The sequence below is a fragment of the Rhizobium sp. 22-785-1 genome (assembly GCF_053521965.1).
The window spans coordinates 19,250-34,158 of record NZ_JBNWDI010000014.1 but is presented as its reverse complement, the minus strand read 5'-3'; the positions used below and the strand labels follow the sequence as shown (position 1 = coordinate 34,158).

Annotated in this window: 10 protein-coding genes and 2 pseudogenes; 4 read left to right on the top strand and 8 right to left on the bottom strand. The window is 54.7% G+C overall.

Annotation, left to right across the window (positions count from 1 at the left end; translation table 11 throughout):
• Positions 1 to 323 precede the first annotated feature (323 nt).
• Positions 324 to 425: pseudogene (locus tag ACQZ5M_RS20670) on the bottom strand (helix-turn-helix domain-containing protein); the annotation flags it as partial.
• A gap of 175 nt (positions 426 to 600) precedes the next feature.
• Between ACQZ5M_RS20670 and ACQZ5M_RS20665 the strand changes: the two are divergent.
• Positions 601 to 1,686, top strand: coding sequence for a hypothetical protein (locus ACQZ5M_RS20665; protein WP_449080756.1), 1,086 nt, complete (start codon positions 601 to 603; stop codon positions 1,684 to 1,686).
• Positions 1,687 to 1,858: 172 nt separating this feature from the next.
• On the opposite strand, the gene ACQZ5M_RS20660 is transcribed toward ACQZ5M_RS20665, so the two are convergent.
• Positions 1,859 to 2,521: a peroxiredoxin-like family protein gene (locus tag ACQZ5M_RS20660; protein WP_449080755.1), complete on the bottom strand. Its 663-nt coding sequence runs from the start codon at positions 2,519 to 2,521 to the stop codon at positions 1,859 to 1,861.
• 104 nt (positions 2,522 to 2,625) lie between these two features.
• Here ACQZ5M_RS20660 and ACQZ5M_RS20655 point away from each other — a divergent pair, with 104 nt between their 5' ends.
• From ACQZ5M_RS20655 to ACQZ5M_RS20645, 3 genes are all read left to right on the top strand, one after another.
• Positions 2,626 to 3,519 (top strand): LysR family transcriptional regulator, encoded by an 894-nt coding sequence (locus ACQZ5M_RS20655; protein WP_449080754.1) that lies wholly within the window; start codon positions 2,626 to 2,628, stop codon positions 3,517 to 3,519.
• A gap of 788 nt (positions 3,520 to 4,307) precedes the next feature.
• Positions 4,308 to 4,571 carry a hypothetical protein gene (locus ACQZ5M_RS20650; protein ID WP_449080753.1) on the top strand — a complete coding sequence of 88 codons (264 nt, stop codon included), beginning with the start codon at positions 4,308 to 4,310 and terminating at the stop codon, positions 4,569 to 4,571.
• A 251-nt stretch (positions 4,572 to 4,822) separates the two neighbouring features.
• A complete protein-coding gene (locus ACQZ5M_RS20645; protein WP_449080752.1) occupies positions 4,823 to 5,320 on the top strand; it encodes a hypothetical protein in 498 nt (165 codons plus the stop codon).
• Between the two features lie 786 nt (positions 5,321 to 6,106).
• On the opposite strand, the gene ACQZ5M_RS20640 is transcribed toward ACQZ5M_RS20645, so the two are convergent.
• The 6 genes and pseudogenes from ACQZ5M_RS20640 to traA all read right to left on the bottom strand — a co-directional run bounded on the left by ACQZ5M_RS20640 (position 6,107) and on the right by traA (position 14,679).
• Positions 6,107 to 6,328 carry a DUF4403 family protein gene (locus tag ACQZ5M_RS20640; protein ID WP_449080751.1) on the bottom strand — a complete coding sequence of 74 codons (222 nt, stop codon included), beginning with the start codon at positions 6,326 to 6,328 and terminating at the stop codon, positions 6,107 to 6,109.
• Between the two features lie 163 nt (positions 6,329 to 6,491).
• Positions 6,492 to 6,857 (bottom strand): annotated as a pseudogene (locus ACQZ5M_RS20635) (IS66 family transposase); the annotation flags it as partial.
• A gap of 30 nt (positions 6,858 to 6,887) precedes the next feature.
• Positions 6,888 to 8,035 (bottom strand): IS3 family transposase gene (locus tag ACQZ5M_RS20630; protein ID WP_449080750.1). Its coding sequence is split into 2 segments (ribosomal slippage): positions 6,888 to 7,786 and positions 7,786 to 8,035, totalling 1,149 coding nucleotides; the frame shifts between segments, so codons are not numbered across the junction.
• Positions 8,036 to 8,303: 268 nt separating this feature from the next.
• A complete protein-coding gene (locus tag ACQZ5M_RS20625) occupies positions 8,304 to 9,710 on the bottom strand; it encodes a hypothetical protein (RefSeq protein WP_449080749.1) in 1,407 nt (468 codons plus the stop codon).
• A gap of 8 nt (positions 9,711 to 9,718) precedes the next feature.
• On the bottom strand, positions 9,719 to 10,915 hold the full coding sequence (locus tag ACQZ5M_RS20620) for a hypothetical protein (RefSeq protein WP_449080748.1): 1,197 nt from the start codon (positions 10,913 to 10,915) through the stop codon (positions 9,719 to 9,721).
• A 551-nt stretch (positions 10,916 to 11,466) separates the two neighbouring features.
• Positions 11,467 to 14,679 (bottom strand): Ti-type conjugative transfer relaxase TraA, encoded by a 3,213-nt coding sequence (gene traA, locus ACQZ5M_RS20615; protein WP_449080747.1) that lies wholly within the window; start codon positions 14,677 to 14,679, stop codon positions 11,467 to 11,469.
• Between the last annotated feature and the right edge of the window lie 230 nt (positions 14,680 to 14,909).

Genomic DNA, 14,909 nt, shown 5'->3' with positions numbered 1-14,909 from the left:
AATGGCTCCGCACCACACCCCGCCGCTACCGCCCCGAATACAGCAACCCAAAACCGCTGGAGCGAACTCAAAACTGGATAAAACTTGGGGGCAAGGTCAGTGGATCTGAACTCCGTCAGGGTCTCCATCAAAAGATCGGTCGCAAACGAGACGGGGAGGGTGAGGCGCAACGGGCCAGATACACTCTGGTCGCGAGCGAAGATCCTCCCCTCGATCTTCGTGGATGCCTCCGACATCTGCGCGGCGAGGTCCACAATGTCGGCACCCGCTGACGTCAGCCTGTATCCGGAAGGAAGCTTTTCGAAGAGTTTTGTTTTCAGTCGCTGCTCCAGACGCGCAACGCCGCGAAGCACCGTTGCGTGGTTGAGGTCCAGCTCGTCAGCCGCCGCACGCACCGTTCCGCCGTTGGCCACTGCTAGGAACATCCGTAACTCATCCCAATGATCCATGGTGCGTTTATTCATATCCGTTGTGTTTTCTCTCGGAGTTTATACTCGGATCAGTACCGTTGTATATCCAAAAGCCAGATATGGTGTGTGAATACGCACCGTTCGACTGGTCCTCTCCGATATCTCATGCAATCGCCCAACACGAAGGTTTATGATGCAGATCCTCTCCAAGATGCAGGTAACCGTGCTTGCCCTTCTCCTCAGTACAGCCGGTGCCTCGGCGCAATCGCTCTCCGACATCAAGCTCGCACCGGAGCCGCTTGTGCTTCAGAGCCAGGGTAGTTTCTTCGTCGGCGGCCGGACCGTCAAAACCGAAAGCGCCGGCTGGGGCGACCTGAAGGACATCTTCGGCGAGAGTTTCGAAGCCGGTGATGTCGTCGTCGATCAGATGTATGTCCAGTTCCAGACCCCGCCGAAGCCGACGCACCTGCCGATCGTGTTCATGCATGGCGGGCTGCTCTCTTCAAAGCAGTGGGAAACCACGCCGGACGGTCGCATGGGCTGGTTCGAATATTTCACGCGACAAGGATTTCCCACCTATCTTGCCGAACAGACGGGCCGGGCACGTTCCGGCTTCAACGGTACGATCTTCAACCAGGTGAAAAACAAAACTCTGCCACCTGAGGCGCAGCCAAAGGTTTTTCTTGGCACGTCGAGCATGGCCTGGAAGGTCTTCAGGTTCGGTCCTGAGCTCGGCAGGGCCTGGCCAGACGTCCAGTTCCCGATCGAGGCGACCGATGAATTCGCCAAGCAGGTAATCCCTGATATGATCGAGACCCAGGTGCCGAGCCTGCTGGGCGAGCTGATCCAGCCTGAAACTGACAACCCGACCGTCGCCAACGTTGCCGATCTGGCCGCAGACCTCGGAGGGGCAATCCTCGTCGGCCACTCGCAGTCGGCGGGATTTCCGACCCAGGCAGTCCTGAAGGGCAAAGGCGGTATCAAGGGCCTGATCCAGCTTGAGACCGGCTGCTTCTCCAACCTGACGGAGGAGCAGGTCAAGGCGCTAGCCGAGGTTCCCATCCTCGTGGTGGTTGGCGATTACATGGGCGACAACCCAGCCGCAGCCTGCGCCAAGGAAATGGAGCAGATCAAGGCGGCAGGTGGTGACATTACCTTCCTCTCGCTCCCCGACGTCGGGATCAAGGGCAGCACGCATATGTTCATGCAGGGCAAGGAGAACATCAAGGTCGCGGACGTCCTGATCGACTGGATCGACAATCACGTCGGCCAATAGGGACAGGACCTATGTCTTGAGATGCGGTCAACTGCGCGGAGCACGGCTGCCACCGGTGCATTTCGGTTGCGGTCCTTAAGAGAGGCTTGAGGGACTTTGCGGCGGGGATCTTCGACGCTACGGCTCCTGGGCTTCCCCGCGAGATTGAGATCTCGCGGGGAAAGGCCTCCCTTCATCTGAGCTTGTCCAGGACTGGCAATAGTTCAGAGGGATCGGGGCGCCGGGTGTAGTCGGGATTGACATCAGCATAGGCGATTAGACCATCACGGCCGATCACGTATCGGGCAGGCATTGGCAAACGCCAGTCCTGACCGGCATTGAAGTGTGAAAGGTTGCTGCCGAAGCTCTTGTAGACCTCGATAAGATCGTCCGGTAGCGAGAAGCTGAGGCCAAATGTTTCAGCGACTTCACTGTCCGGGTCGCTGAGGATCGGAAAGTTGAGTTTGTTGTCACGCTGGGACCTGCGGCTATTGGCAAGGGTCTGCGGAGAGATTGCCAACAACTGGGCGCCACGAGCTTCGATCTCTTCGCGCACGGCCTCAAGAGCCACAAGGTCCAGATTGCAAAACGGGCACCAGACACCGCGGTAGAAGGTCAATACGAGCGGGCCATGAACCAGAAGATCTCGCAAAATGTATATGTTGCCGTCGGGATCCGAAAGACTGAAGTCCGGCGCCCTGTCGCCCGCTTTCAATGCACGGCCTACCTGTCCGCTGTCTATGAGCGTTCGGGTGGCTCGATGCATGATTTCAATTTGCTCGGATGTCGGGACAAGAGGAAGACGACCGTTTTCAAAGTCGTCACGTAGCGTGTCTAGCTTGTCTTGCAATTTCATAGCTCGTCCTTTCAAAGCGGAACCTCCGCAACGGAAAGAAGGCTACGTCGACAGGCCGATAGCGGGTATCGCGAGACTTTGGACAACTGTTATTCGGGCAGCAAATGAGTGATCGCTGGCAGCAACTCACCGTCTTCATCAGGGTAGCTGAGAGCGGCAGCTTTTCCCAGACCGCGAGGGACCTGCGGCTATCCCAGCCCTCGGTCTCGCGGATCGTCACGGAGCTCGAGGAACGCGTCGGTGTCAAACTACTGATCCGCACGACGCGCCACCTTACCTTGACCGAGGCAGGCGCGACATTTCTTGACAAGGCGCGCGATGTCCTTGCGACGATAGAAGAGGCCGAATATGCAGCGCGAAGGACCGACTCGCTCAATGGCGTCATCCGGCTCGCCTTGCCGACTGCTTACGGCTCGCGGGCCATCATGCCGTTGCTGCCGAGTTTCATGGATGCCTATCCCAACCTTCAGGTCGACATTATGATGGCGGATGAAAGGCAAAACCTGGTCGTGGATGGTGTCGATCTTGCGATCCGCACCGGCACACTTCCCGACTCGACATTAGGCGCCAGACGAATCGCCTCTCTTGAACGAATAGTCGTGGCATCGCCTGCTTATCTCGCCAGGAAGGGCGCCCCCACCACCCCAAACGAGCTTACCGCGCATGATTGCATTCTCGGCCATGGCGCGTTCGGTCGAGGAGCATGGCGTTTCAAACAGGGCGAGACGGTGATCTCGGTGGAGGTCAAGAGCAGGCTCACGATCAACTCCGCCCCCGGCATCCCGGCGGCGAGCGTCCAGGGGTTGGGTTTGGCCGTTGTCTCCGACGTTATGTCGGCCGACGAAAGAGCCGACAACAGACTTGTCCGGGTGCTAGAAGGATATGCGCTTGAGCCTGCAGCGGTGTACGCGGTCTACACTTCCGGCCCAAAACCATCTCGAAAAGTCAAGGCACTGGTTGATCACCTGATCGCAGGCCTACTTCGACCTGCCGGCTAATCGCACATGCTGCCGTGGCTGATAAACGATTACACACCGTGTTCCTGTCATGGCGGTCACAAAGGAGCAGTTCGGAAATTGCACCAAAAGTTGGAGGTTCATTCCCGGGTGGCTGCTGCCGCATAAATCCAGTCGCCACTCATTCTGAGTTTGGCCCGGCTATAAGTAGGATGATAGCACTTTGCCGTAGACAGTCTTCCGAGCCCAATACTCATTCTCGGTTTCGGTGTGGTGCAGCCGATTACCGGACAGTTCGCTCCCGGCTCACGTCCGAGGTAATGGCAGGCCGAAGGTTCACACCCCTTCAAGAGCTACAATTCACTGTGGTCCCTCAGCCTTGCTCCTCCACAGGGATGACCGCGTGCCACCGCCGTGAATAAGATGCGTAAATGCCCCTAGCGAAGACCGGTTCAGGTGAGATTTTATCGTGGTATGGAAGCGCCAACTCTCAACGCATTTATAAACGCCCTTAGGGCAGGAGCCATCTGGTGCTGCCTCGGGTAGCAGATAAAGAGGCCCGGGAAAGGAGCCGACCAGACCTGCAGAAGTGGGACTAAACGACCATGCTGAGATATTCTGTAACGGTGTCTTCCATCGGAAAACCAATGCCGATCCCTTTGAGCGTAGCGGTGAGCGAGCTTTCTTTGTCGCTGAAGATCAGCGTATAAATTCTTAATTTACGCTTGCTTCTAAAGAAGACTGATTTATCTACTGCGGATAACTAAATAATTTAATATTTCCAAATTTAGAATTACTGATATTTTTAATTAAGGTTAATTGGAGGTTCAATGATGATCGTAGTTTTTATTTTTGCTGCCGTGGCCGCTTTAGGATTCTTCTTCTTCCACAAGCAGAAAGCTGCGGAATCAGAATATAGCCGCAGACAAGCACAAAGAGAAAGTGCGCCAAAGGTGCAGATTACTTCGGCGCCAGCTTCCTCTTCAACGCAACGTCCGTTTAACCCTAATGCAAATGCCAGCGACGCAGCGGCTTTCGCTCGCTCTCTGCAAATGTCTCCGGAAGAACGCGCAAGGCGTGCAAGGGGCCTTTGACCAGGGCACTTTGCGTCTTGCATAATCCCCCTGTTGCTTTTGTTTTCCTCGCTGTTGAGCAGGATGCTGCATGTGCTAACGCGCTCATGTAGGTTCCCGCTGCGAACATTAGGGGAGTACTTTAGAGGCGCTGCTTGTACTGCAGAACTAGCGAGCACTCCCGTAGGGCGCACGAGGAGAAAACAAGCGAAAGCCAAGAAGAGGAAGCGAGTATTCGCTCTGTAGACTCAATCGAAAGGAAAACTCAAACCATGAGTGATCTTGAGCAGGAACTTGCGAAATATATTTCACGAAGTAAGGAATTGTCGTCGGCATCTCTCGTTTGGAACCACAAGGATTTGTACCGCGTTGGCGCCGGAGTGAAGGAAGTCAAGATTGCATTCTCTCGTAAAACACGGGACGTCTCCGAAGCAGAACTTTGCCTTTTCAGATTGGCTAGACATCATCTCTCTGACGTTCTTCCAGATCAGAAGCAAGAAGATATAAGCAAGGCAATATGCGTTTTCGGAAAGCCGAAAATTGAGTTTGAAGAAGAAGACGAAGAGGGTTACATTTCTGAGGCGGATGTGGACCAACGAACAATGGATGTGCTGACCGCGAAAGCCAAAGAGATTTATTTTGGTTTGAATGAGCAGCAGAAAATCTCGGTGCGGACATCATTTGCTAGAGAGTTGTTAGCGCTGTGCCAGCAGAAATTTGGATATTCTGTCGCGACCGCGTTGAAAGTTCGCTGGCTTGATAATCTTTAAGCGGACTTCACATGTGACGGAATGCTGTTCAATATTTACATGGTTACCCATGTAAATTATGTTGCAAATGAATTAATGATAAATTTAGACGAAGTAAAAATGGGGTTGAATTGGTGGAAGACAGAACTAAAGGTTATGACAATGGAGACAGCTGTCCCAAATGCGGGCGCGGTATTATAACTATAAGACATACGACTGGAGAAAGGGTTGCATATGCGCAATGTTCGCGATGCAGCTTCAACACATTAAGGTAATAGCCGTTGCGCCGTGATCTTGCCCGGTTGAAATAGTCCATCTTGAGGCAAGGTCTGGGGCATTTTTAAGGTGCTGCCCGATTTGGGCCAGCGGGAGCTGGGATTTCCCGAGGTCATGGCTCAGTTGGGGTCAGAACAAGAGCAGTCCAAAATCGTACGCTAAGGGCGAACGGAATGAGAACTTACGCGACGTCGCTTAGAGTTAGCTCGTGGAGACCGCCGACCTTGACCAGTTCAAACTTTTTCAACTCGCCATTGGCCAGTGTCTGCAATTCCGACAAAGGTAAATTGATAGCGATTGTTAGATTAAAGTTCCCATCAGGTGGGACGTCAGGTGACAGCGGCAAGAGGGCAACCGGATGAAGCGCCGGTGGAGGTCCCAGATGAACATCCGTTATTCCGAAGACGGTGACACGGGCCGTTAAGATGTTGTTCGCGGTCCTCAGCCCGAGAACCCGACGCCGCTCCAATGTAACCACAGTTCGGGACTTTTGGCGATCTGCATGGGCTTTGGCAGCCCTCGCTATGCCGTTTAAACCTTCTCCCGGACTTTCAGTTCTCCGATCAGCACTAGGAGATTCTCTTTCTGCTTGTTGATCGCCTTCTGGATCTCCGGATCGACAAGACTGGTGAAGGTTACAGGGAAGAGGCCGAACAGCACAATGGTCGGTTTTTGCGTCCATTGCACCGAATGATCCACCGTGAGGCCGATATTCCAGTCCGGATCGATGGATGGCGTCGCGATCACAGTCAAGGTAGCTCCGGTTAGAGCGTTTCCCTTTCATGCTGGATCATATCCGCATGAATTGAAGTAGTTCTGAGCTTCTTGCGGTTCGACCGTAAGCGCGACTTTCTATGCGCATTGACGTAGGCGGCATCGCTGACCCGGCCCTCTTGCGTAGCGATATCCGGCTCTATCAGGCAGCGGAGGTTTTGGAGAAGTTGAACGGCAGCAGGTCGCCAATGTCGGCCGCTTCGTCGCGCTGCGGCAGCTCAGTGAGCACATCGCGTAGCCAGGTGAGTGGGTCGATCCCACAGGCGCGGCAAGTGAGCATCAAACTATAGACCATGGCGCTGGCCTTGGCTCCGTCAGCGGTGTCGCTGAACAGCCAACTCTTTCTGCCGGTGGCGAAGACCCGGATATCACGTTCCAGAATGTTGTTGTCGATCGGCATCCTGCCGTCGCTGATGTAGCGCGTCAGGTAATCCCATTGGTTCAGGGTGTAGGAGACGGCATCGCCGAGCTTGGTATCCGGTACGACCTTCGGCGCGATGTTGTCGAGTGGCCTGCTGCCGGTTTTTCGGACACGAGGTTAGGCTAATCCCACCTTGGTTTCAAAGTCATTGGGGCTGAGATACCCCAGTGTCGAGTGGCGACGCTTTGGATTGTAGAAGCGCTCGATGTAATCGAACACGTCCGCTCTGGCGTCGTTTCTCGTGCGATAAACCTTCCGTGCCGTTCTCTCCGTTTTCAATGATGAGAAGAAGCTCTCCATTGCTGCGTTGTCCCAGACATTTCCGGAGCGGCTCATCGAAAAGGTGATGCCGTGATCGCCCATGAGGCGCTGGAACTGCTCACTCGTATATTGGCTTCCCTGATCGGAATGATGCAGGAGCGCATCTGGTTTCCCTCGACGCCAGATCGCCATGATCAGTGCATCGGTGACGAGTTGAGCCGTCATGTTGGCATTCATCGACCAGCCAACGACACGGCGTGAGAACAGGTCGATGACTGCTGCGACATACAACCAGCCTTCTGCGGTCCAGATATAGGTGAAGTCGGCCACCCACTTCTGGTTTGGGCGGTCTGCCGTGAACTGGCGATCCAGGACGTTCGGCATGATGGCTGCGCGGTCACCGGCATCCTTTGGCAAGCCACGCCGTCTTGGCCTGGCCCTGAGCGCATTCACGCGCATCAGCCGCTCGATGCGATGGAGGCCACAGGATAACCCCTCTTCCAGCACATCGTGCCAGACCCGTCGAGCACCATAAGTGCGGTCGCTGGACTTGAAGCTCTGCGTGATCTTGTCCAGCAAGACATCATCATAGCGGGCGTGTTCGCTCTGAGAACGATTGAACCAAGCGTGGAAGCCTGATCGGGAAACTCCCAGCGCTTCGCAGAGCCATGCCACCGGCCAGATCGAACGGTGCTTTGCAATGAACGCGAACTTCATATCGCGTCCCTGGCAAAGTAGGCTGCGGCCTTTTTTAGGATATCGCGCTCCGCCTTCAGCTTGGCGACTTCGCGACGGAGCCGCTCAATCTCAAGCTGTTCCGGCTTCATCTGGCCTTTTCCAGGAAACGACTGGCTGGGATCGTCGCCGTATTCCCGAACCCATTTGCGCAAGACATTCTCGTGGATATCAAGATCACGAGCAGCCTGCGCAACAGTGACCCCACGTTCCCTGACAAGCTTCACAGCCTCAAGCTTATACTCGCGGCTGAATATTCGTCTTTGCATTCATGCTCTCCGGTTTCAGCAGGAACACCTTAACTCGGTGTCCACGAAACCGGCAGCAGGCCACTATGCGGTGAAACCTTCTCGTCCACATCTACTGGTGCCAAATCCATAGTTCCGTCTCCCAAAATCATGACAGAGCGGAACTATGCGCGAGCCGAAACCCTCTGGAAATGTGGGATGCTCGCAACGGTTACGTTGAATCTGGGCAGGCGCTATATTAAAGGGCTGATATCGAAGGCGAAGCACGGCATTTTACGTGATTTCACGGCTACGTTTCCGCCAAGAGTTTCCGGACGGCAGCTTCAAGTAGTTCTGGCGACGCACCCGCTAGGTTAACGCCGTCGCCTGCGTAGTAGGTTTCACCACGCTGGACCACGCGGTTACTGCCCTGCAACTGTCTAAGAACTGGCAACGCGGCCCATTCCTGAGCGACACCGACGGTAAATTCTTCGTAGTTTTTGTCTGGATTTTGTAGAAACGCTTTTCCTCCTCGGACTGTCATAAGCAGGTAGTCACCAATCAAATCCTGTGCTTGGTCATCAAAGAGGTCGTCTTCCTTCAAGCCGGCGTACTGATAGGCAGCCTGCAGCGTCCGCCGGACAATTTGATATTTTCCACAAGGTGAATGATCACCCATATGATCTCTTTGAAATGAAAGGACTTCTGCAATCGTCATCTCCACGAGTCTCGGATTATCGACATTGTCAGATCGGCCGTAAACTGCGTTGTAGTTTCCAGCCGCCTCGTATTTACCGATAAAGTCGAGAAAGCCGAGAACACCCTCGCGATAGGGGAATTCAGACTGAGTAGCCATGGTAAGCTTGAACTCGTCAATGAGTGCTCCCAATTTCTCGATAACAGGCTGCTTGGCGTGGAAGAGTTGAAGTAGCACAGCTTCACGAACAGTTGCTTTAGATGTTGCCGCGCCCTGAGGGAAAAGAGCTTCATCCGAACTAATTATTTCCGTCGATATCGCTTGTACTCCATCGATTGTGTCGGAAACCGCTGCGCCGTCATCTAGAACAGCGAAACGTAATAGCGCATCAATACCAATGCGATGTCCTAACGCCAGAAGCCATGCAGGCGGATCTATCATTCCCAATTTCAGCTTTAAATTGAATTGGATCTTGTTTGCCAAGATTGCTGCAAAAATAGGCTGGTATTTTGGTATCAGACGGTCAGCTTCAGTGAAACCTCGCAGAAGTTCAGAATAGTCGCCGTCATTGAGCAAGCTTTTCCATACTTCGGGGGCGAATCGAAAGGGGCCAATTGGCCCCGGCAGATTGAGGGGTGATACTGTGTTGTTACCGCTGTCCGTATTGCTCCACCTGCTTTCAACCCACGCAAGAAGCAGTAGATACTCCACGCTCATTCCGCCAGCCTGCCGATATTCGGTCACGATCTGTGCTGCGCGAGAAGCATCTCGATAAAAATCAACCAGACTGATCGGTTGCAATTCTACATTTAGTTCTCCCGGATCCAAGCGCCGGAGTGCTGCTTCTTCTATCCAGAGCGCAGGTGTTTGTCCCTCTCGGTAAACCTTGAGACGATTATTGATCGATGTCCCATCACCGATAAAGGTATAGACGCCGGTTGTTAGAACTTCGATCGCCTTGTCGGAAGTCGGATCAGCATAAACATTTACGTAAGGTCTGCTATTACGATAGGTGTACATGGCTACCTCTATTGTGGTGCATGCTTCAAAAGGTGCTCATCAACAAAGTCGCCAGGAGCAAGACCAAGCTCCTTGCGTTTTTCTTCAATCTTTTTGCGAATTCCCGGGGTAAGTCGATTGCTATCGCGACCCTCGTTCGCAACCCCGATGATCTTCATCAGGTTTTCGAAGCGAGCAGTGCGCTCACCTTCCACCTTCGAAAAGCTCTCACGTTTGGCTAGAGCCGGCGCATCATAAAAGTAAGCTCGCTCAAACTCTGTCTTGTACCCAAGTGATGTACAGCTCCCATTGCCTAGTAACTGTGAGACTTCTTTCTCGGTAAGTCCTTCGTTGAGTTGGGCGGCCGTTAGGCTGGGGTCTGCTGTTACTCTCCAGGTGTTGATCGTCTGTCTGGTTAAATTATCTATGCGGCCGGTTGGCTTTCGGCATAAGGCCGCCTGAAGGTTTCCTATATCTGGACCCAACGAACGTTCACTTGTACCCAGAGCGTTAGGATCGGGCGTATTTTTCTTCGGACCGACAATCCCTTTATTAGGATCGAGCTGTCTAATTCTCTCTTGTGTTTGCGTAATGAGTGAAACTTGCTTTGCGGCCTCTTTTGTAAAGTCTACCCTTCGGTCCTCAAGTGTCGCCACGGCAAGCGTATTGAAATCAGAGCTGATCGAGAGCGGCGAGCATATCCATTGATATTCCTGCCAGAGGCGTATGAGTTGGGATCTACTCGATATTGTCTGACGGGTCGCTGCTGCTTCAAATGCAGATTGCCGCCGGTTGACAATACGTAGAATATTTTCGGTAGACATCCCTTTTAGCGGATCTAAGCGAGAGATGTCGTAGAAAGCGTTTGCTGCACCTGAACCAAGGATCAGATATGAAAAAAGCTTCGACCCCGCTCCTTCAAGGGTCAGGATCCCCGAAACTACCGACTGAACCGAGGTACTGGCATTGCGGAACTTACTGTCGCGCAGCCTTTCCTCGAAAACAAGCTGGACGTAGCCACGGCAGCCTAAGCTGATCTCCCCAAATCCAGTTTGAAGTAATTCTTGAAACTCTTCCCTTTTCAGTGCGGAAGGACATTTTGTTGTCCCGCCAAGTCTAGTCGCCAGTCCGGCAGTCACACACATGGAATCAATATAAGAATCGAGATTAGACGCGTGGGATCTCGCGCGCGCCGCAGCGAGTTCCACGCCGGCACCTTGGATCAAGCTTTGTTCCGTACTCGGCTGGCAGGAAGAAAGGAAAAAGCACAAAAAAATAACCAAGCAGCGAAGTATCATTTTTCGCCTCACCAACGGTTTCTTTAATTGTATTCGAAGAGTTTTTGAATGTGCTGTGATCTGGAAACAGTTATTGCAGATGCAAGAGTGTAGTCAAGATGTCTTCCACAACTTTGATTCGAAAGTAATGGCGAACGCAACTGAGGAAATACTGGCTGGCAGGCTAGACGATGGCATGTAGACGATAGAGGCGGGTTACATCGAAGTTACATAACGTAACATGAGTACTTTTAATTATGCCTAGGCCTTTGAAAACATTGGTGCACCCGACGCGATTCGAACGCATGACCCTTCCTTCGGAGACGTGCGCAGAAGGAATGCAGCTTGTTACACGAAAGTTACATGAGGCACGGGAAGGGGGCTTTTCGCCGGACAAGCTATTGAAAATATTGGTGGGCCGGGTGGGATTCGAACCGACGATACCCTTGCAGGCACGCTGCATTTCGAGTTCGATGTAGCAGGCTTCTGGTTCTAGGCGCTCAGAGACCGAGACCCAGACCCTTCTTTAGCGACTGCTCGAGCTGATAAGTCCTTGTCTGCTGAGCAACATGCGCCCGTTCGACCAGCCGCGCAACGTCCCGGATGCGCCCGACCTCCTGAAGCCGACTCGTGCTTAGCCGCAAATCCATCTTTTTCAGCTCCAACCTGTTACGCGTTCCAAAACGTTTCTCGAGCGCATTTACGATCGCCTGTGCCTCTTCCAATGCCTGCTGACCGTCTGGTGTCTTCGTCATCTGCTCAAGGAACTGCGGCCTCTGCTCGCTGTCGAGCTGATCGAACGCTTTCAGGATTGCCTCGCTCTTCGGCGATAGACCCGGAACTTCGACGACATCGCGCTTCTCCCGTTGCCACTCTTCCGACCGGCGCGCTTCGTCCAATCGCCGCTCCCAGGTTTGCGCCGCATGACCGACATGGCTGGATAGACCTTGCGCACTTCTGAGCGACTGCTTGCGCTCGGCATTGTCACCGAAGAGACCAGTCTTGCCACGCAAAGTACCGAACTGTTCCGGCCGCTCCTGGACCGCTCTGACCAACTCGACTTTGTCGATTTTCTCATCCAGGATGAGGCTCTTGAAGGTGAGAGCAACGGTAAAGGGATCCTGATAAACCGGACTTGCCATCGATTGCAGATGCTCGATCTCACGCTCCAGATGCGGCATGGCATTGTCCCGGCCCACCTCGTCGACGGTGCGGTCGTAATGCGTAATCGCTGGCACGAGCGGGGCAGGGATGTTTTGCTGTTCTATGCGGTCCTGTTTGAGCTGTTCCGGCGTTCCGACAACACGCTCCTGCTGACGCGCTTTCGCTCCGACCGTGGCGACTTCCAGCTTCTCCGTTCCGCTGGTTCTCGACTGCAGCCCACGCCGTTCGGCAAACACCTGCTCATAATCGAGCGTGGTTTCCTTGACGCCGGAGCGGCCCATGCTGGCGACCATCTCCTTCATGTCTTTCAGCTCTTCACGACCGGCATAAAGCGTCACGGCATCCCGGTGACGGGTCATGGCGACATAGGTCAGGTGCCGGTCCATTGTGGAGGATGCCATGACGAAGGCGCGGTCGACTGTCGCTCCTTGAGCTTTGTGGATGGTGGTGGCGTAGCCGTGATCAAAGGATTGGTAATCTTTGACCGGTAGAGCGAGATGGCGGGCGTTGTTTTGTCCGCCCGAAGATCCGTCGAGCCGCAGATGTAGTGCGTTCGGCTCGACGGCTTCCACCGTCCCCAACATGCCGTTCTTGACGCCAAGATCCCGACTGTTTTCCAGAAGGACGATGCGGTCACCAGGCGCAAAGGCACGCTTGCCATTTATCGTCTGGTAGACGATCTCACGGTTTCCTTTGGCCTCTCCGTATCCTTGTTGACTGCCAGCTTGACCATCACCTTTCGCCAGCAATCCTTCCGCCTGGAGTCGCTCTCGGATGCCATCATTGATGGCACGAACATCGACCCGGCGATGGGCCAATGCAATGCGTGAGCCCTCCGGGTTCTGCGCCCGATCGGCAAGATAATCGCGGATCAATTCGGCGCAGGCCTGCTCCCGATCTTTGGCGAACCGAATGCTGTCGCGCTCCGCATAAAGCTGCAATCCTTCTGCGGTGCGATGGGTAGCAAAGGCAACCGACGCCTCCCGTTGCCAGTCGTGTCTCTGCCTTCGGATGTCTGTGAGTTCGACGGAGCCGATGCGCTCGGCAATGGCACGGAACGGCGAGCCTGCACCGATCGCCTGAAGCTGCTCATGATCGCCGACGAGAACAAGTTTCGCACCGCGTTTCTCTGCCTCTGCAACGAAGCGCGCCAGCTGACGGCTTGCCACCATGCCAGCCTCGTCGATGACGAGAATGTCGTTGCGGCCAAGCTCGTGTCTGCCAAGGCTCCAGCTGTACTCCCAGGATGCCAGCGTGCGGGCCGCAATCCCCGATGAGGTGGTCAATCCTTCTGCTGCCTTGCCGGCGAGCGCCGCACCATGAACGCGGTATCCTTGCTCCTCCCAAGCCTCACGCGCGGCAGACAGCATCGTCGATTTCCCAGCTCCGGCAAAGCCTATGACTGCTGCAATCTGTGTCGGCGAGGTGATGTGACGAACAGCGGTCCTTTGCTCATCGGTCAGACCCGATCCACCCAGCATCGCATCCTGTCGACGCAGTGCCTGGTCAATCTTGTTTATGCTCACGCCATGACTGTTTCGCTCCGTCATGCGCAGACTGCTCGCTGCCATCGCGTGCTCGACGCCGATCATCTCACGCGTCGAGTATTTCGCCAGTTTGCTGTTTTGCGCAGGCATTAGCTCGACGAGCTGCGGTGACGCCATGACAGCTGCAAAGGCACGCTGGAAGCCGTCATTGTCGTTGATGTAGCGATGAATGGTGCGGGCGATGTCATGGCGATCGAAGACGCTTTTCTCGTCGGTCAGGATCCGCAAAACCTCTTCCGGTTTTCTGCGGATCAGATCTGCGTTCTTCTTCGCCGCTTTCTCTTCCAAACGGGCACGAGAGACATCCAGTCCACGCCGTTCCATCTGGCTGGCATAGACACCCATATGCTCTGTTGGTGAAAGCTCCAGGCCACGGTCGAGATGCGATCGATGATCGACACGGATATCGAGACCGGCCTCCAGCAGATGGCGATTAGCATGGTCGGCAAAGGCCTTGCGGATATCGCGCATCTGCATGTGCGAGGTGGGTAGACCGTTCGCCAGCAACCACCTGTTCTCGCGCTCGATCATCGTCTTCTCGCCAAGGCCGTCTGGCGTTACCTCGCGCGTCGTCATCATCACATGCGCATGGACATTGCGGATGTCGCTCTTGCCCTGGGGAACGTGAATGGCGAAGTCGACGGCAGCACCGTAGCGGTCTGCGAGATCCTGGGCAAAGGCGCGGGCGAGTGACAGGCGGGCGTCGGCGCTGAGCTCATGCGGAAGAGCAATCTCGAACTCACGGGCAACGCGGGAATCCCGACGACGCTCTGCCCTCTCTGCAGCATTCCACAGCGCTGACCGATCCAGCGCCCAGTCTGCGTCGACATCGTCGGGCAGAACGACCTCGGAATGAACGACGCCCTTCTTGGCGGTAAAATCATGGGTGAGGCCGTCGCTTTCGTTGGTCAGCAGGCTTGCTGTCCGGTAGGCGATGGCTGCGACGGCACTTCGGCCGCCGGATCGGCTGACCGGCTTTGCGCTGCAATGATAGATCGCCATCATTCCCCCCGCGATAGACAACCCGACAGGCAGACAGTCTCCAACTGTGCCGTGTTCCTTTGCCAAGGGCGCAAAACACGCGCCAAAACCTGCTCAACTCGTAAGTGCGCCCTTGTGCCTAAACCGGGGGTAGCTCTGGGGAGGTCAGTATTCAACTAGCACAAATGCCAGTGGCCAATTGGAGAGGGGTTTCCTTGAATGCCGTGCTTTGACCCATCAACAACAGGGAG

Excerpts from the sequence above, each read along its gene's own strand:
- ACQZ5M_RS20625 (WP_449080749.1), bottom strand. The coding sequence starts at position 9,710 with ATGTACACCTATCGTAATAGCAGACCTTACGTAAATGTTTATGCTGAT.
- ACQZ5M_RS20665 (WP_449080756.1), top strand. The coding sequence starts at position 601 with ATGATGCAGATCCTCTCCAAGATGCAGGTAACCGTGCTTGCCCTTCTC.
- ACQZ5M_RS20660 (WP_449080755.1), bottom strand. The coding sequence starts at position 2,521 with ATGAAATTGCAAGACAAGCTAGACACGCTACGTGACGACTTTGAAAAC.
- ACQZ5M_RS20650 (WP_449080753.1), top strand. The coding sequence starts at position 4,308 with ATGATGATCGTAGTTTTTATTTTTGCTGCCGTGGCCGCTTTAGGATTC.
- traA (WP_449080747.1), bottom strand. The coding sequence starts at position 14,679 with ATGGCGATCTATCATTGCAGCGCAAAGCCGGTCAGCCGATCCGGCGGC.
- ACQZ5M_RS20645 (WP_449080752.1), top strand. The coding sequence starts at position 4,823 with ATGAGTGATCTTGAGCAGGAACTTGCGAAATATATTTCACGAAGTAAG.
- ACQZ5M_RS20655 (WP_449080754.1), top strand. The coding sequence starts at position 2,626 with ATGAGTGATCGCTGGCAGCAACTCACCGTCTTCATCAGGGTAGCTGAG.